This window comes from Gordonia sp. GN26 (genome assembly GCF_054823965.1).
In genome coordinates this window covers 216,699-234,326 of sequence record NZ_JSYC01000007.1, presented here as the reverse complement: position 1 = coordinate 234,326, position 17,628 = coordinate 216,699, and the positions used below count along the sequence as shown (strand labels likewise).

The following is a 17,628-nucleotide window of genomic DNA, read 5'->3' as shown; positions in this document are numbered from 1 at the left end:
TCACTGTGATGACCCGTTCTGCTCTCAGCGAATAGACGTGTCCTCGGGAGTGCCGGTGGGTGTGGATTGGTTAGTGTCGGAGAGGACGTCATCAGACAGAGAACGTGTGCGACGCCGGCGACGGCGCGCACAGGTCATGACAACAAGGCAAAGGTAGGAACCTGTGAGTGAGCCGACCATCCACACACCCTCGATGAGTTCGGGTGTGGCTGGGTTGAACCTGACCGATTCGGTGTTCGAGCGTCTGCTGCGCGAACGCATCATCTTCCTGGGCACCCAGGTCGACGACGACATCGCCAACCGGCTGTGCGCGCAGATCCTGCTGCTCGCCGCCGAGGACCCCACCAAGGACATCCACCTCTACATCAACTCGCCCGGTGGCTCGGTCACCGCGGGCATGGCCATCTTCGACACCATGCAGCTCGCCCAGTGCGACGTCGCCACCTACGCGATGGGCATGGCGGCATCGATGGGTCAGTTCCTCCTCGCGGCCGGCGCCAAGGGCAAGCGTCATGCCCTGCCGCACGCGCGGATCATGATGCACCAGCCGTCCGCGGGTATCGGCGGTACGGCCGCCGACATCGCCATCCAGGCCGAGCAGTTCGCGCTCACCAAGAAGGAGATGAACCGGCTCAACGCCGAGTTCAGTGGTCAGCCGCTCGAGAAGATCGAGGCCGACGCGGATCGCGACAAGTGGTTCACCGCTGAGGAGGCCAAGGAGTACGGCTTCGTCGACAAGGTGATCTCGCGTCCGGGGCAGTGACCCGGTCCCGAGCATCCCGCCACCTCCGAGCCACACCTACTCATTGGAGCAACAGATGACCAACTCCCTTTCCCTGGACGGCGTGCCCGCCGAGGTCGCCGCCGGTATCCCGTCGTCGGCGTTGGCGCTCAAGAACATCGAGGCGCGCTACATCCTGCCGTCGTTCATCGAGCACACCCCGAACGGTCAGCGCCAGTACGACCCGTACGCCAAGCTGTTCGAGGAGCGCATCGTCTTCGTCGGCACCCCGATCGACCAGGTCGTGTCGAACGACGTGATGGCCCAGCTTCTCGTCCTCGAGTCGCAGGACCCCGATCGCGACATCACCATGTACATCAACTCGCCCGGCGGCAGCGTTCCCGACATGCTCGCCATCTACGACACGATGCAGTACGTCCACTGCGACATCGTGACGGTGTGCCTGGGTGAGGCGGCCTCGGCCGCGGCGATCCTGCTCGCCGGCGGAACCCCGGGCAAGCGTGCGGCCCTGCCGAACGCGACCGTCCTGATCCACCAGCCGCGCACCGGTGGCGCCTACCAGGGTCAGGTCTCCGACCTCGAGATCCAGGCCGCCGAGATCGAGCGCATCCGCGACCGGCTCGACGAGATCCTGGCCAGCCACACCGGCCAGGACAAGGCGAAGATCCGCAAGGACACCGATCGCGACAACATCCTGACCGCCGCGGCTGCCAAGGAATACGGCATCGTCGACGAGGTCTTCGAATACCGCAAGAAGTCGATGAAGAAGTCCTAGGGACAACCCACAACCAGTACAGAAGTCGCGGGGATTTTCTGTCGCGACATTTGGCCTTATCGGTCGAAGTTCGAGCGGTGCGCGGGTACCGTCGGGTTACTGGGCATTCGGAGGTCGTCAGATCATCCGTGCCCGGCTGCGTGCGACGCGACGGACCACGACGACAGTCCGGCAACGAGGAAGTAGGTACTACGCGAGATGGCACGAATCGGAGACGGCGGCGACCTGCTCAAGTGCTCTTTCTGCGGGAAGAGTCAGAAGCAGGTGAAGAAGCTCATCGCCGGCCCCGGCGTGTACATCTGCGATGAGTGCATCGACCTGTGCAACGAGATCATCGAGGAGGAGCTCGCCGAGAACGGCGACGTGAAACTCGACGAACTCCCGAAGCCCGCGGAGATCCGCGACTTCCTCGAGAAGTACGTCATCGGTCAGGACACCGCCAAGCGCACGCTCGCGGTGGCCGTCTACAACCACTACAAGCGCATCCAGGCGGGGGAGAAGAAGGACTCCCGCACGGGTGAGACCGTCGAGCTGATGAAGTCGAACATCCTCATGCTCGGCCCGACCGGTTGTGGCAAGACGTACCTCGCGCAGACGCTGGCCAAGATGCTGAACGTGCCGTTCGCCATCGCCGACGCCACCGCGCTCACCGAGGCCGGCTACGTCGGTGAAGATGTCGAGAACATCCTGCTGAAGCTGATCCAGGCCGCCGACTACGACGTCAAGCGTGCCGAGACCGGGATCATCTACATCGACGAGGTCGACAAGATCGCCCGCAAGAGCGAGAACCCGTCGATCACCCGTGACGTGTCCGGTGAGGGTGTGCAGCAGGCGCTGCTGAAGATCCTCGAGGGCACGCAGGCGTCGGTGCCGCCGCAGGGTGGGCGCAAGCATCCGCATCAGGAGTTCATCCAGATCGACACCACCAACGTGCTGTTCATCGTCGCTGGTGCGTTCGCGGGTCTCGAGAAGATCGTGTCCGAGCGAATCGGCAAGCGCGGCTTGGGATTCGGCAACGAAGTGGCGAGCAAGGACGAGGTCGACACCTCCGATCAGTTCGCCGATGTCATGCCGGAGGACCTGATCAAGTTCGGGCTGATCCCCGAGTTCATCGGCCGTCTGCCGGTCGTCGCCTCGGTCACCAACCTCGACAAGGCCTCGCTGGTGAGCATCCTGTCGGAGCCGAAGAACGCACTGGTGAAGCAGTACACCCGCCTGTTCGAGATGGACAACGTCGAACTCGAGTTCACCCAGGACGCCCTCGAGGCGGTCGCCGACCAGGCGATCCATCGTGGCACCGGTGCTCGTGGTCTGCGCGCCATCATGGAAGAGGTCCTGCTGCCGGTCATGTACGACATCCCGAGCCGAGACGACGTCGAGAAGGTCGTCGTCACCGGTGAGACGGTGCGCGACAACGTGTTGCCGACCATCGTCCCGCGCAAGGCGTCGAACGACGAGCGCCGCGACAAGACCGCCTGACGTAAACGGTTCGTAGACAACAAGAATCCCCGCCCGGATCATTGGGCGGGGATTCTTGTTGTCGGATGGCCCGTGGCCCGGCGGGTCAGGCCGGTTCGAGGCGGATGACCACCGCCTTGGACACCGGGGTGTTGGATTCCTTCGCCACCGCACCCAACGGCACCAGCGGGTTGGTCTCCGGGTAGTAGGCGGCCGCGTTGCCCGGCGGGGTGTCGTAGGCGACGATCTCGAAGCCGCGCACGCGACGCTCCTCGAGTCCGTTCTCGCCCTCGAACTCCGACACGATGTCCACCCGCTGGCCGTCGTGCAGCCCGAGTGCGGAGATGTCCGCGGGGCTGACCATCACCACATGCCGGTTGCCCTTGATCCCGCGATAGCGATCGTCATGACCGTAGACGGTGGTGTTGTACTGATCGTGGCTGCGCAGCGTCTGCAGGATGAGGCGGCCCTCCGGGATGTGCACCCACTCGAGCGGGTGCACCGCGAAGTTGGCCTTGGCGTTCGGGGTGTCGAACGACCGGTTGTCACGCGGCGGGTTCGGTAACACGAAGCCGTCGCTGCGCCGGACGCGGATGTTGAAGTCCTCGAACCCCGGGATCACCCGCTCGATGCGGTCGCGGATCGTGTCGTAGTTTCCCTTGAGTTCCTGCCACGGCACCGGGTGATCGGCGCCTAGCGCAGCGGTGGCGAGGTCGCAGACGATGGCGACCTCGCTGCGCAGGTCGGGCGACACCGGCGGCAGTGAGCCCCGGGACAGGTGCACCACCGACATCGAGTCCTCGACCGAGACACGTTGGGCGACACCGTCGATGACGTCCCGGTCGGTCCGGCCGAGGGTGGGCAGGATGAGCGCCGCGCGACCGGTCACGGTGTGCGACTCGTTGAGCTTGGTCGACACCTGCACGGTCAGGGCGCAACGGCGCAGCGCGTCGGCGGTGGCCTCGGTGTCGGGGGTGGCGGAGACGAAGTTGCCGCCCATCCCCATGAACACCCGCACCTTGCCCGCGGCCATGGCGTTGATCGCGGCGACGGTGTCGTACCCGTGCTTGCGTGGACTGACGATCCCGAACTCGGCATCCAGTGCGGCGAGGAAGGATTCGGGCATCTTCTCGAAGATGCCCATCGTGCGGTCGCCCTGGACGTTGGAATGTCCTCGCACTGGGCACAACCCGGCCCCGACCCTGCCGATCATGCCGCGCAGCAACAACACGTTGGTGCCTTCGGCGATCGTCGCGACCGCGTGGCGGTGCTGGGTGAGTCCCATCGCCCAACACAGCACGATGCGCTGCGAGGTCCGCACGGCGTCGGCGAGATCGATGATCTGGGCTCTCGTCAGACCGGTGATGGCGGCGACCTCGTCGATGTCGACGTCGTCGAGCAGTGCGAGGTAGTCCTCGGTACCGGCGCACGACTCGGAGAGGAACTCGTGGTCGAAGACGGTGCCGGGGTTCGCCTGCTCGGCGTCGCGCAGCAGTCGGGCGACACCCCGGAACAGAGCCATGTCGGAGCCGAGGCGCACCTGGAGGAAGTCGTCGGCGAGCTTGGTTCCCTCACCGATGACGCCACCGACCTTCTGCGGGTCCTTGAACCGCATCAGGCCCGCCTCGGGCAGCGGGTTGATCGCGACGATCCGCGCCCCGTTGCTCTTGGCCTTCTCGAGCGTGGCCAACATCCTGGGGTGGTTGGTTCCGGGATTCTGTCCGGCGATGAGGATGAGGTCGGCGGCCTCGAGGTCCGGAACGGTCACCGACCCCTTGCCGATGCCGATGGACGTCCCGAGCGCGGCGCCCGACGACTCGTGGCACATGTTGGAGCAGTCGGGGAGGTTGTTGGTCCCGAGGCTGCGCGCGAACAGCTGGTAGACGAAGGCGGCCTCGTTACTGGTCCGCCCGGAGGTGTAGAAGACGGCCTCGTCGGGGGAGGACATCGCGGCGAACTCGTCGGCGATGATGCGGTTGGCCTCGTCCCAGCTCACCGGGCGGTAGTGGGTCTCATCCGGGGCGAGATACATCGGGTGCGCCAGTCGGCCCTGCTGGGAGAGCCAGTAGCCGCTGCGGCCGGCGAGATCCTCGACGCTGTGCGCGGCGAAGAACTCAGGGGTCACCGAGCGCTTGGTGGCCTCCTCCGCGACGGCCTTCGCGCCGTTCTCACAGAACTCGGCGTGCTTACGGTGTCCGGGGGTCTCCGGCCAGGCGCAGCCGGGGCAGTCGAAGCCGTCGCGCTGGTTGAGTTTGAGGAGCGTCTGCGCGGTGCGTACCGGGCCCATCTGTTCGAGCCCGCGCTTGAGCGCCACGGCCACCGCGGGGACACCGGCGGCCCAGGTCTTCACATGCTTGCGATGGACATCGGTGGGCTCGTCGACGCGGGGGGCGCCCTCGGGGGTACGGCTCATGATGTCCATCTTGCCTCGCCGCCGCCCTGGATCACGCACACTGGGTCTCGTGACTCAAGACACGGGATCAGACGGTTCGAAACTCGCGGCGATCGTGCTGGCCGGCGGACGGTCGCGGCGCATGGGAAGCGACAAGGCGGCACTGGACTGGGACGGGGAGCCGATGCTCGCCCGCGTCGTCCGGGTCGTCGCGCAACGGTGCGATCCGGTGCTCGTCGTGGCCGGTGAGACGTCGGCGGCCTTCCGTGGCATCGACGACATCCGGCACCGCGCGGCGCCCGGCATCGACCGGTCCAAGGTGCACTGGGTGACCGACGAACAGGAGGGGGCCGGCCCGCTGGGCGGGCTGGTCGCGGGACTGGCCAAGGCCGCGGCCGACGGCGCCGACCTCGCTTTCGTGTGCGCCACCGACATGCCGCTCATCGCGCCCGAACTCATCGACGAACTGCGACTGGGACTCACCGGCTCCGCCCAGGCGGTGATCGCCCGTGACGCGCAGCGCGACCACCCGATGGCCGGGATCTACCGGACCGACGCCGGTCCGGTGATCGCCGATCTGGTGGCCGGCGGCGAGCGTCGGATGCTCGGCGCGATCGAGGCACTCAACACCCACCGCGTGGGCGTGTCCGACCCCGAGTGGCTCGTGAACGTGAATGCGCCCGAGGACCTGCACCGGTTGCGGGTGACGGCGGGCTGATCGGAGGCGGGGCTGATCGACGAGGTCAGTCGCCGGTGGGCGTCGGCGACCCGGCCGTCGAATACCGGGCGACGGCGGTGCGGACGGCCTCGTCGACCACTTCTGCGACGCGTTCGGCTCCGACCTCCCAGCCCGGCACCAGGAGTGTCGGCCAGAAGACGTAGTTGGAGATCATCCCCAGGAACTGGGTGGCCGCCAGCTCCACGTCGTCTATCTGCACCGTGCCCGCCTCGTGCTCGGCCACGAGGTAGGTGCGCACGGATTCGAAGTAGGGCATCTTCCCGCGTGCGAACTGCGCGTCGGCCAGTTCGGGGAACCGGGGCAGTTCGGCGATGACGATCCGGAACAGGTCCGTCATCCGGGGACGGCACAGCAGTGCGGCGTAGCGGTGACCGAGGACGCCCAACCCGTGGGCGACGTCGCCTGCCGGGGGAGCGGTCTCCTCGTCGTCGACCGACCACGACTCGGTGACCATGGCGTCGAAAAGAGCTGCCTTGCTGGGGAATTTCTTGAACAGGGTCGCCCGCGACACGCCTGAGTGTTCGGCGATCCGCGCGAGCGAGGTCCGGTCGTAGCCGAGCTCCAGGAAAAGGGCCGTCGCGGCCTCCAGGATCACCGAGCGCTTTTCCTGTGCGATGCGCTGGTGGTAGGTCGACACGGCTCTGCCCATGGCCAAGAGCATACGAGGTGAGTGGCTTGACTCACCATGCGAAGGGGCCTAGCGTGAGTGGTGAGTCGATCGGCTCACCACGGACCCCGACCATCACCCGATGCTCCCGGTCGCCCATCTCGCCACCGGAGGACCACCTCATGCACCGCTTCGACGACCAGACCGTGCTCGTGACCGGGGGGACCGGTGGGCAGGGATCGAGCCACGTCCGCGCCTTCCACGCGGAGGGGGCGAACGTCATCATCGGGGGCACCGACGCCGGGCGCGGTACCGCCATCGCCGACGAGCTCGGGTCCCGCGCTCGCTTCGTCCGCCTCGACGTCACAGACGAGAACTCGTGGTCGTCGGCGGTCGCCACCGCCGAGGACGCCTTCGGGGCCGTGAACGTGCTCGTGAACAACGCAGGTGTACAGAATCCGCCGGCGTTGATCGAGGACACGGACGAGGTCACCTGGTCGCGGATCCTGCGCACCAACCTCACCGGGACGTTCCTCGGTGTCAAGACGGTCGCACCCGCGTTGCGACGCGCGGGAGGCGGTGCCATCGTCAACGTCGCGTCGACGATGGGTATGGGTGGCACCGCGTTCTACGCGCCCTATGTCGCCAGCAAGTGGGCCGTACGAGGTCTGACGCGGACCGCAGCTCTCGAACTGGGTCGCGACCACATCCGCGTCAACACCATCCACCCCGGGGTGATCGCAACCCCGTTCATCAGCGAACCCGCGGTCGGCGCCACGGCGGCGATCGCCGATTTCTACTCGCCCGAGCCGTACGCCGTTCCGCGGCTCGGTGAGCCGACCGACGTGACCCGGCTCCTGCTGTTCCTCGCGTCGGCGGAGGCGTCGTTCGTCACCGGGGCGGAGTACGTGATCGACGGCGGACTCCTCCTCGGTCCGGCACTTGCGGCCGAGAGTGCGTGAACCGTGCACGAGTGAGGACCGGGGCGAGGTCACACCCGGCGGAAACATAGAATGGCGGCCGTGACATCACTCGACCCGACATCCGCGCTGCCCGAGAACGAGTTGCCGAAATCCTGGGACCCCGCCCAGCACGAGGCGACGCTCTACCAGGGCTGGGTCGATGCCGGCTACTTCACCGCCGACGCGACGAGTGACAAGCCCCCGTTCTCGATCGTGATCCCGCCGCCCAACGTCAACGGGTCGTTGCACATGGGTCACGCCTACGAGCACGTGCTGATGGACGCGTTGTCGCGTCGCCGCCGGATGCAAGGCTACGAGGTGCTGTGGCTGCCCGGCATGGACCACGCTGCGATCGCCATGCAGACGATGGTCGAGCGCAAGCTGGCCACCGAGGGGAAGACCCGCGACGACCTCGGTCGCGAGGCCTTCATCGAGCGCGTCTGGGCGGAGAAGGCCGAGATCGGTGGCAACATCGGCGAACAGATGCGTCGTCTCGGCGACAGTGTCGACTGGTCGCGCGAACGCTTCACGATGGACGAGGGTCTGTCGCGCGCGGTGCACACCGTCTTCAAGAAGATGTTCGACGACGGGCTGATCTACCAGGCCGAGCGCCTGGTCAACTGGTCGCCGGTGCTCAAGACCGCGGTCAGCGACATCGAGGTCAGCTACGCCGACGTCGAGGGCGAACTCGTCAGCTTCCGTTACGGCTCGCTCGACGACTCCGAACCCCACATCGTCGTCGCCACGACGCGTCTGGAGACGATGCTCGGCGACACCGCGATCGCCGTGCACCCCGACGACGAGCGGTACAAGCACCTGATCGGCACCGAACTGCCGCACCCGTTCCTCGATCGGAACATCCCGATCGTCGCCGACGACTACGTCGACCCCGAATTCGGCAGCGGCGCGGTCAAGATCACCCCGGCCCACGATCCCAACGACTTCGCACTGGGGCAGCGGCACAACCTACCGATGCCGACGATCATGGACGAGTCTGCTCGGATCGCCGACACCGGAACGCAATTCGACGGCATGGACCGTTTCGAGGCGCGCGTCAAGGTGCGTGAGGCCCTCGCCGAGCAGGGGCGCATCGTCAAGGAGGTGCGTCCGTACCTGCACAGCGTCGGGCATTCGGAGCGCACCGGTGAGCCGATCGAACCGCGACTGTCGATGCAGTGGTGGGTCGACGTCTCGTCGCTGGCCCAGGCCGCCGGCGACGCCGTCCGCGACGGGTCGACCGTGATCCATCCGAAGTCGATGGAGCCGCGCTGGTTCGGCTGGGTCGACGACATGCACGACTGGTGCATCTCGCGTCAGTTGTGGTGGGGTCACCGCATCCCGATCTGGTACGGCCCGGACGGCGAGGTCGTCTGCGTCGGACCCGACGAGGAGGCGCCGGAGGGTTACGTCCAGGAGACCGACGTCCTCGACACCTGGTTCTCCTCGGGTCTGTGGCCGTTCTCCACCATGGGCTGGCCGGAGAAGACCGTCGACCTCGAGAAGTTCTATCCCACTTCGGTTCTCGTCACCGGTTACGACATCCTGTTCTTCTGGGTGGCGCGGATGATGATGTTCGGCACCTATGTCGGCAAGGATCTGGGTCCGGGCAACGAGGTCCCGTTCCACAACCTGTTCCTACATGGCCTGGTCCGTGACGAGCACGGCCGCAAGATGTCGAAGTCGAAGGGCAACGGCATCGACCCGCTCGACTGGGTGGAGCGCTTCGGCGCCGACGCGCTGCGCTTCACGCTGGCCCGCGGCGCCAACCCGGGCGCCGACATCTCCGTGGGCGAGGACCACGCCCAGTCGTCGCGCAACTTCGCGACCAAGCTGTACAACGCGACCAAGTTCGCGCTGATGAACGGCGCCAAGGTCGCCGAGCTGCCGGCGGCGGACGCCCTGACCGACGCCGACCGCTGGATTCTCCGGCGTCTCGACGAGGTGCTCGCCGAGGTCGACGCCGGATTCGAGTCCTACGAGTTCTCCAAGGCCTGTGAGTCGCTCTACCACTTCGCCTGGGACGAGGTCTGCGACTGGTACCTCGAGCTCGCCAAGGTCCAGTTCGCCGAGAACGACGAGAAGCGTTTGGAGACAACCTCCATCGTGCTCGGTGCGGTCCTCGAGCCGCTGCTGCGCGCGCTGTCGCCGGTGATGCCGTTCGTCACCGAGGTGCTGTGGAAGACGCTCACCGGGGGCGAGTCGCTGGTCATCGCGGAGTGGCCGACCCCGTCGGGGCAGGACTGGTCGTCCGATTCGGCGGCCCGTATCGCCGACCTGCAGCGCCTCATCACCGAGGTGCGTCGCTTCCGTAGCGACCAGGGACTGCGTCCCGGTCAGCGGGTGGCCGCACAGTTCGACGGACTGGGTGAGTCGGGCATCGAGCCGCTGCTGCCCTATGTGCAGTCGTTGGCGCGTCTCGATCCCGCCGGACCCGGCTTCACCGCGACCGCGACCATCGAGGTCCGGCTGTCCGTCGGGACCGTCACCGTCGCGATCGACACATCGGGGACGGTGGACGTCGAGGCCGAGCGGAAGCGCCTCACCAAGGACCTCGCGGTCGCCGAGAAGGAGCTGGCGACCACCTCGGCCAAGCTCGGCAACGAGCAGTTCCTGTCCAAGGCCCCCGACCAGGTGGTCAGCAAGATCCGGAACCGCCAGCGGATCGCGACCGAAGAGGTCGAGCGCCTGAATGCGAAGCTGGCGAGTCTGGCCGGCGGCGCGTGAGCGACGAGACCGGCTTCCCCGAGGAGGATCCCGCCGTCGTCGGCGAGGATCCGTTGGGACTGTCGGAACTGCTCGACGCTGAGGAACGGGCGGCGGACGCCGAGCACGACCGTCCGCCGCTGACCGTCCACGACAGCGCCGACGATCTCGCCGAACTCGCCGAGGTCGAGACCGAACTCGACACCCGCTGGCCCGAGACCAGGATCGAGCCGTCGCTGACGCGTATCGCGGCGTTGATGGACCTGCTCGGCTCACCGCAGCACAGTTATCCGGCGATCCACATCGCGGGCACCAACGGCAAGACGTCGGTGACGCGGATGATCGATGCGCTGATGACCGCGCTGCATCGGCGGACCGGGCGCATCACGAGCCCGCACCTCCAGCGGGTCACCGAGCGGATCTCGGTGGACGGCAAGCCGATTCGTGCGCGAACCTACATCGACACCTACCGCGAGCTCGAGCCGTACATCACGATGGTCGACGACAGCTCGACCGCGGCCGGTGGGCCGCGGATGAGCAAGTTCGAGGTGCTGACCGCGATGGCCTACGCGGTCTTCGCCGAGGCGCCGGTCGACGTGGCCGTGGTCGAGACCGGCATGGGTGGGCGCTGGGACGCCACCAACGTCATCGACGGCATCGTCTCGGTCATCACGCCCATCGCCATGGACCACGCCGACTATCTCGGCGACACGCTGTCGGCCATCGCGGGGGAGAAGGCCGGGATCATCAAGGCCGGTGAGCCCGCCACCCTCGGCGCCGTCGATCCGGTCACGATCATCGCCGAGCAGAACCCCGAGGTCATGGACGTGCTGCTGCGTGCAGCGGTCGATGCGGGGACCGTCGTGGCCCGTCAGGGTTCGGAGTTCGCGGTCCTCGGCTCGGCCACCGCCGTCGGCGGTCAGATGCTCACCATCCAGGGGCTCGGCGGCGTCTACGACGAGGTGTTCCTGCCGCTGCACGGTGCTCATCAGGCCGCCAACGCGTCCCTGGCACTCGCCGCGGTCGAGGCCTTCTTCGGTGCCGGCCCGGACCGTCAGCTCGACATCGACGCGATCCGGAGGGGGTTCGCCACGGTCGGCAATCCCGGCCGGCTCGAACGGCTCCGCAGCGCACCGACGGTGTTCGCCGACGCCGCGCACAATCCGCACGGCGCGAACGCGCTGGCCCAGGCGCTGGCCGAGGAGTTCGACTTCCGGCGCCTCATCGGCGTCATCGGTGTACTCGGTGACAAGGACGCGAGGGGACTGCTCGAGGCGCTCGAGCCGGTGCTCGACGCCGTCGTCGTCACCAACAACGGCTCACCACGTGCGCTCGACGCCGAGACGCTCGCGGAGTACGCGACCGAGGTGTTCGGCGAGGAACGGGTTGTCGTGCAGCCCTTCCTGCCCGACGCCGTGGAAGAAGCCATCGCCCTCGCGGAGGAAGCCGAGGGCCAACGAGTCTCGGGTGCGGGCGTCGTGATCACCGGCTCGGTCGTGACCGCCGGTGCCGCACGCACCCTGTTCGGTAAGGAACCGTCATGACCCGGTACACCCCACCCGCCAACGACCCGTGGAAGGGCCTGCGCGGGGTGATGGCGGGGACGATGATCCTCGAGGTCATCGTCGTCATCCTGGCGTTCCCGATCGTCTGGCGACTCGGCGGCGGCCTGACCTGGTTGTCCGGCGGATACCTGGCCCTGCTCGTACTGGCGATGATCGTGGCCGCCGGGATGCAGGGCCGCCCGTACGCACTCAAGCTCGACCTCGCACTCCAGGTGGCGGTGATCGTCGGTGGCGTCTTCCACTGGTCGATCGCTGCGGTCGGTGTGGTCTTCGGGTCGGTGTGGCTCTACATCGTCTACATCAAGCGGGATGTGGAGAAGCGCGTCGAACTGGGCATGCTCCCCGGGCAGGAACCGATCGACTGACACGCCTCTCACCTGGGTGGTCAACGCTGTCCCGGCAGTGGTTTGGTGATCGCAAGACCTGTGGCCGGACCGTTATCGGCGAACCCCGGCGGACTGTGGGAGTTGCTGCAACAATGGCGCAAGCCGTGGGGGAGCGGACTGGTTCCCGCGTGGCTTTCTTTTCATCGCGACTCGCAATCGCAGCGACACCCAACGTGAGGACGTACGTGCAGTTCCTGTTTTCCCGGACCCCCGCCGGTATCGATCGCCCCCGCACCTCCGCCCGCCTCGGCCGTATGGCCGGAACGGCGCTGTTCGGGGCGGCCGCGTTCGCTCTGAGCGCCCCCGCCGTCGCCTCGGCGGAACCCGCTCCCGAGCAGACGCCCCCGGCGCTCGAGGCGTTCGCGGTGCCCGAGGCAGGAGCGCCCGTCCCCGTCTCGCAGGGCGAGTTCAGCTACGTCGCGACCCACGACATCACCAAGCGCGCAGCCGGGATGAAGGCACCCGAGGCCATCGCGACCATGCCGGTGCCCGCCCAGTACCGTCCGGCGAATCTCGCTCTGGCGCAACAATTCGACCTCGCTCTCGCCGGCGCGCTCGCCTCGCCCGGGGGATGTCTCCAGATCGTCGTCGACCCGCAGGCGCGCTCCGGCAGCCTGTTCAACTACGGGTTCTTCCCCGTGGCCGGTGAGTACTGCTCCTGACCGTCGGAATCCGCCGGCCGGTCGATAAGGTGTGAGTCGTGACTGAACGCACTCTCGTACTCATCAAGCCGGACGGCGTCGAACGCTCGCTCGTCGGCGACATCATCAGCCGTATCGAGCGCAAGGGCCTCACCCTCGTCGCTCTCGAACTCAAGACCGCAAGCGACGAGGTGGCCCGCGGCCACTACGCCGAACACGCGGACAAGCCCTTCTTCGGCTCGCTGCTGGAGTTCATCACCTCCGGCCCACTGGTCGCCGCCGTCCTGGAGGGTCCGCGCGCCATCGCGGCCTTCCGTCAGATCGCCGGCGGCACCGATCCCGTGGAGAAGGCGGTGCCCGGCACCATCCGCGGCGATTTCGCCCTGAACACGCAGTACAACCTGGTCCACGGCTCGGACTCGCCGGAATCGGCCGAGCGTGAGATCAGCATCTGGTTCCCCGAACTCGCAGGCTGACCGGGGTCACCTCGGTCCGACTCGGTTCGACGCGCGTGTCAAACGCGCATACTTTGCGGTCATCCGACCCCCGTGTGGGATACTTGCAGGGTTATCGCCGACACACTTTGTCGACGATGGCCGGATGACGCGCCTTGGTTCGGCGCGTCGCGGTGCGGCAACCTCGCACCGCGACGCCCACAACCACAGCTGACCCCGCCGAGGTTCGTGCTGCTGCCAGCAGCCGAACACTCAGGCTTCGCCCTGTGCCCGGTGTCGTGGAAGGCGCCCGGGATGCGGTCATCGACACAGCAAGAGCGTTCTCTGCTGAACCGACACGGCTCAGCGTGATGACGCGCAGACCACACAACACCGGCCATACGTGGACCGGGACACAGAGCAGACCCTCGCGTGGCCGCGTCAGCCCGACGCGCCCGGGGGTTCGAGGAGACTGAGTGACCGACAACGGGTCACCGGCTGACGCGAACGCAGCGCCAGAACCGGTGGAAGAATTTCCCAGCAAACTTCGTGTGCACGCACTGGCCCGCTTTCTGGGCCTGACAAGTCGGCAGGTGCTCGCGCACCTGGCCACTCTCGGAGTGCAGACGCGTAGCCCCCAGTCGAGCGTCGACCGTGAGGTGGCGCAGGCCGTGGCCGAACGGGTGCGGGCGAACGTCGAGGCCGATGAGCCGGGCGTGACCCCGGCCGCCTCGGAGGAAGCCGCCGACGAGCCTGCCGCTGCTGAGCCGACCGTCGTGGAGCCGGCTGTCGAGGAGCCTGCCGCGGAGGCGGAGGCACCGAAGGCGGAGACGCCGAAGGCCGATGAGCCGCCGAGTCTGTTCTCGGCCGCGTCGACGCGGTACGACGAGCCGGTAGCGGCGCCCACCGCCGAATCCGACGCGTCCTACGGCACCCAGCCGTTGTTCCTGCAGCCGCAGGCCCCGGCCGAGAAGCCGAAGACCGCACGCCCGGCCAAGCAGGCCGATAAGCCCGAGCAGGCCCAGAAGACCGATCAGGCCGAGAAGCCGGCGAAGGCCGACGACTCCGGCGCGACGACTCGGGAAGCCAAGGCTCCGGAGACGAAAACGCCCGAAACGAAGGCCCCTGAATCGAAGGCTCCTGAGACGAAGGCTCCCGAGACGGAGACCGCGGACTCGGATGACTCTGACGAGACCGCGGACAACGCGGACAATTCCGATAACTCCGACAACGACGACTCCGGTTCGGGTCGGAGCCGTCGTCGGCGTCGCGGACGTCGTGGCCGCGGCCGCGGGCGCGGCGACCAGGGCGGTGACGGCGAGTCGGGCGATGCGTCGGACGACGACGATTCCGACGAGAACGGCGACAACTCCGAGGGCAAGTCCTCCGTCGGTGACTCCTCGACCGACTCCGCCGACGAGGCGGCCACCGACGAGACTGCTGACGAATCCACACCGGACGAAGCCAAGTCAGACGAATCGAAGTCCGACGAGTCCAAGTCGGATGAGTCGAAGTCGGATGAGTCGACCTCTCGCCGTCGGCGCCGCCGCCGGTCGGGGTCGGATACCTCCGAGGAGGCCGCCGGCAAGGACTCCGCTACCGACGATTCGACGAAGGGCGAGTCGAAGGGCGAGTCGAAGGACGGCGATTCCGACGACGACTCGGACGACAACGACGGCGATGACTCCGGGGACGATTCGGGTGAGGGGTCCTCGACCCGCCGCCGCCGGCGTCGTCGCCGTCGCAAGGGCGGGGGAGACTCCGACGAGGGTTCGCCGGATGATCCGCCGAACACCGTCGTCCACGAGCGTGAACCCCGCAGCAAGCGGGCGCGCGACGAGGTGCAGGGTATCTCCGGTTCGACGCGCCTCGAGGCCAAGCGCCAGCGCCGTCGCGACGGCCGTGACGCCGGTCGCCGGCGTCCGCCGATCCTGACCGAGTCGGAGTTCCTGGCCCGTCGCGAGGCGGTGGACCGCGTGATGGTGGTGCGCGAGCGCAGTGCCAACACCAGCATCTCCGACGGCGACGGCCACGACCATGCCGCGGTGGAGGACTACACCCAGGTCGCGGTTCTCGAGGACGGTGTCCTCGTCGAACACTTCGTCACCACGGCGACGTCGTCGTCGATGGTCGGCAACATCTACCTCGGTCGCGTGCAGAACGTGCTGCCCGGCATGGAGGCGGCGTTCGTCGACATCGGCCGCGGGCGCAACGGCGTGCTGTACGCCGGCGAGGTCAACTGGGACGCCGCCGGACTCGACGGCGGTTCCCGCAAGATCGAGCAGGCACTCAAGCCCGGCGACCATGTGCTCGTGCAGGTCAGCAAGGATCCGGTGGGACACAAGGGTGCCCGCCTGACCACTCAGATCTCGCTGGCCGGCCGGTACCTCGTCTATGTGCCCGGCGGGTCGTCGACCGGTATCAGCCGCAAGCTGCCCGACGTCGAGCGCAAGCGCCTCAAGCAGATCCTGTCGAAGCTGGTCCCCGAGGACGCCGGCGTGATCATCCGCACCGCTTCCGAAGGCGTCAGTGCCGAGGAACTCGGCGCCGACATCGCCCGCCTCGAGGCGAAGTGGAAGTCGATCGAGGAGTCGGTCGAGAGCGCCAAGAAGTCCGGCTCCGGCGCGCCGAAGGCGCTCTACGAGGAGCCCGACCTGCTGGTCCGCGTGGTCCGCGATCTCTTCAACGAGGACTTCAAGAAGCTCGTCGTCGAGGGCGACAAGGCGTGGAACCTCGTGGAGGGCTACGTCAGTTCCGTTGCCCCCGATCTCATGGAGCGGGTGGAGAAGTTCAGCAAGCCGCACGCGGATGCCCCGGACTCGTTCGTGGTCCACCGCATCGACGAGCAGTTGGCGAAGGCGCTCGACCGCAAGGTGTGGCTGCCCTCGGGTGGCACGCTGATCATCGAACACACCGAGGCGATGACGGTCGTCGACGTCAACACCGGCAAGTTCACCGGTTCGGGCGGAAACCTCGAGGAGACGGTCACCCGGAACAACCTCGAGGCGGCCGAGGAGATCGTGCGGCAGATGCGTCTGCGCGACATCGGCGGCATGATCATCGTCGACTTCATCGACATGGTCCTCGAGTCGAACCGTGACCTGGTGCTGCGTCGCCTGACCGAGGCGCTGGCCCGCGACCGCACCCGTCACCAGGTGTCGGAGGTCACCTCGCTCGGACTGGTCCAGATGACCCGTAAGCGTCTCGGAACCGGTCTGCTCGAAGCGTTCTCCACCCCCTGCACCTCGTGCGGCGGTCGCGGCCTGATCGTGCACGCCAACCCGGTCGAAGTGCGCGGCGGCGACGATTCGGCGAAGTCGGACGGCGCGGGCTCCAAGCGTTCGCGCCGCGGCAAGAAGAAGTCCGAGGCCCCCGCCGAGGCGGCGGCCCCCAAGGCCGCGCCGCCGGCCCCGCCGCACAAGCCCGCTGCCGAGCACCCGCTGTTCCGGGCGATGGCCGCACATCACCACGACGGTGAACATCCTGAGGGGGAGCATCCCGAGGGGGAGCATCCCGAGGGCGAGCACCACGAGGGCGAGCACCACGAGGGTGAGCACGTCGAGGTCGAGCAGGCCGTCGCGAATGCCGCCGAGACCCCGGTGACGGCGGGATCAGAGAAGGCGGAGTCGGAAAAGGCGGAGACGGAGAAGGCGGAGACGCCGGAACCGGTCACGAAGGCCGAGAAGCCCGCGAAGATGGAAGATCCCGCGAAGGCGGAAGCGCCGGAGCAGGCCCAGGAGCCGGCCGAGACCCAGGAGCCGACGGCGTCGACCGATGGCCAGGCACCTGCCGCGAAACGTCGCCGCCGGGTGGTCCGGCGTCCGGCGCAGACGACGACCGCACCGGAGAACGTGGTGATGACGGCCGTCGACGCGGCTACGGAGGCGCCGAAGACGACCTTCGGTCCCGTCTCCACCGGAGAGCCGGTGGTCGCGGTGCGCCGACGCCCGCGGAAGCGGACGGCGGGCAGGCCTGCCGGACCGCCGCCGGCCGACAGCTGAGGTCCGAGGTGAGGGACCGGCGGGGCGAGTTTGACCCGGCCACCGCCGTTCCCGTAACCTTGGAAAGTCGCCTCCCGCGGAGGGTCTGCGCTGTTCTGCGTGCCACGTGCATCGGAACCGGCACAAATCCCGTGGCAGGCCCTCTGGTGTGAATCGCAGACACTCCCGGTCATCTGACTGGGTGGACTGCGGCCCGCACCGGCACGCACTACACGAACGCCTT

13 protein-coding genes are annotated in these 17,628 nt (G+C 67.6%); 11 read left to right on the top strand and 2 right to left on the bottom strand.

The window, feature by feature from the left end:
* Window positions 1-163: 163 nt before the first annotated feature.
* The 3 genes from OK17_RS02580 (at window position 164) to clpX (ending at window position 2,996) form a co-directional block, all read left to right on the top strand.
* Window positions 164-763 (top strand): ATP-dependent Clp protease proteolytic subunit, encoded by a 600-nt coding sequence (locus OK17_RS02580; RefSeq protein WP_006866776.1) that lies wholly within the window; start codon window positions 164-166, stop codon window positions 761-763.
* A gap of 55 nt (window positions 764-818) precedes the next feature.
* On the top strand, window positions 819-1,517 hold the full coding sequence (locus OK17_RS02575; RefSeq protein ID WP_461416573.1) for an ATP-dependent Clp protease proteolytic subunit: 699 nt from the start codon (window positions 819-821) through the stop codon (window positions 1,515-1,517).
* Between the two features lie 198 nt (window positions 1,518-1,715).
* Entirely contained in the window at window positions 1,716-2,996 is a 1,281-nt protein-coding gene (gene clpX / locus OK17_RS02570; RefSeq protein WP_232719093.1) for an ATP-dependent Clp protease ATP-binding subunit ClpX, read from the top strand.
* An 85-nt stretch (window positions 2,997-3,081) separates the two neighbouring features.
* Here clpX and OK17_RS02565 read toward each other — a convergent pair whose 3' ends face one another.
* Window positions 3,082-5,388, bottom strand: coding sequence for an FdhF/YdeP family oxidoreductase (locus OK17_RS02565; RefSeq protein ID WP_461416572.1), 2,307 nt, complete (start codon window positions 5,386-5,388; stop codon window positions 3,082-3,084).
* A 49-nt stretch (window positions 5,389-5,437) separates the two neighbouring features.
* Between OK17_RS02565 and mobA the strand changes: the two genes are divergently transcribed.
* Complete coding sequence (gene mobA, locus OK17_RS02560; protein WP_232719088.1) at window positions 5,438-6,085, top strand: molybdenum cofactor guanylyltransferase; 648 nt, start codon at window positions 5,438-5,440, stop codon at window positions 6,083-6,085.
* A gap of 25 nt (window positions 6,086-6,110) precedes the next feature.
* On the opposite strand, the gene OK17_RS02555 is transcribed toward mobA, so the two are convergent.
* Window positions 6,111-6,755 (bottom strand): TetR/AcrR family transcriptional regulator, encoded by a 645-nt coding sequence (locus OK17_RS02555; protein WP_461416571.1) that lies wholly within the window; start codon window positions 6,753-6,755, stop codon window positions 6,111-6,113.
* 53 nt (window positions 6,756-6,808) lie between these two features.
* Here OK17_RS02555 and OK17_RS02550 point away from each other — a divergent pair, with 53 nt between their 5' ends.
* The 7 genes from OK17_RS02550 (at window position 6,809) to OK17_RS02520 (ending at window position 17,405) form a co-directional block, all read left to right on the top strand.
* Window positions 6,809-7,675: an SDR family oxidoreductase gene (locus OK17_RS02550; protein WP_308196023.1), complete on the top strand. Its 867-nt coding sequence runs from the start codon at window positions 6,809-6,811 to the stop codon at window positions 7,673-7,675.
* A gap of 51 nt (window positions 7,676-7,726) precedes the next feature.
* Complete coding sequence (locus OK17_RS02545) at window positions 7,727-10,399, top strand: valine--tRNA ligase (RefSeq protein ID WP_232719084.1); 2,673 nt, start codon at window positions 7,727-7,729, stop codon at window positions 10,397-10,399.
* On the top strand, window positions 10,396-11,922 hold the full coding sequence (folC, locus tag OK17_RS02540; RefSeq protein WP_461416570.1) for a bifunctional tetrahydrofolate synthase/dihydrofolate synthase: 1,527 nt from the start codon (window positions 10,396-10,398) through the stop codon (window positions 11,920-11,922). Before OK17_RS02545 ends, folC begins: the two co-directional genes overlap by 4 nt.
* Window positions 11,919-12,308 carry a DUF4233 domain-containing protein gene (locus OK17_RS02535; protein ID WP_232719074.1) on the top strand — a complete coding sequence of 130 codons (390 nt, stop codon included), beginning with the start codon at window positions 11,919-11,921 and terminating at the stop codon, window positions 12,306-12,308. Before folC ends, OK17_RS02535 begins: the two co-directional genes overlap by 4 nt.
* 206 nt (window positions 12,309-12,514) lie before the next feature.
* A complete protein-coding gene (locus OK17_RS02530) occupies window positions 12,515-12,991 on the top strand; it encodes a hypothetical protein (RefSeq protein ID WP_232719072.1) in 477 nt (158 codons plus the stop codon).
* A 38-nt stretch (window positions 12,992-13,029) separates the two neighbouring features.
* Window positions 13,030-13,446, top strand: a complete 417-nt coding sequence (ndk, locus tag OK17_RS02525; RefSeq protein ID WP_232719070.1) for a nucleoside-diphosphate kinase — start codon at window positions 13,030-13,032, stop codon at window positions 13,444-13,446.
* Window positions 13,447-13,880: 434 nt separating this feature from the next.
* The gene (locus tag OK17_RS02520) at window positions 13,881-17,405 is read left to right on the top strand and encodes a translation initiation factor IF-2 N-terminal domain-containing protein (protein WP_461416569.1); all 3,525 of its coding nucleotides are present in this window, start codon (window positions 13,881-13,883) and stop codon (window positions 17,403-17,405) included.
* The last annotated feature ends 223 nt before the right edge of the window (window positions 17,406-17,628 follow it).

What these genes read in the sequence shown, in the direction of transcription:
- OK17_RS02575 (WP_461416573.1), top strand. Translation starts at nt 819, where the DNA reads ATGACCAACTCCCTTTCCCTGGACGGCGTGCCCGCCGAGGTCGCCGCC.
- clpX (WP_232719093.1), top strand. Translation starts at nt 1,716, where the DNA reads ATGGCACGAATCGGAGACGGCGGCGACCTGCTCAAGTGCTCTTTCTGC.
- OK17_RS02565 (WP_461416572.1), bottom strand. Translation starts at nt 5,388, where the DNA reads ATGAGCCGTACCCCCGAGGGCGCCCCCCGCGTCGACGAGCCCACCGAT.
- OK17_RS02555 (WP_461416571.1), bottom strand. Translation starts at nt 6,755, where the DNA reads ATGGGCAGAGCCGTGTCGACCTACCACCAGCGCATCGCACAGGAAAAG.
- OK17_RS02545 (WP_232719084.1), top strand. Translation starts at nt 7,727, where the DNA reads ATGGCGGCCGTGACATCACTCGACCCGACATCCGCGCTGCCCGAGAAC.
- OK17_RS02535 (WP_232719074.1), top strand. Translation starts at nt 11,919, where the DNA reads ATGACCCGGTACACCCCACCCGCCAACGACCCGTGGAAGGGCCTGCGC.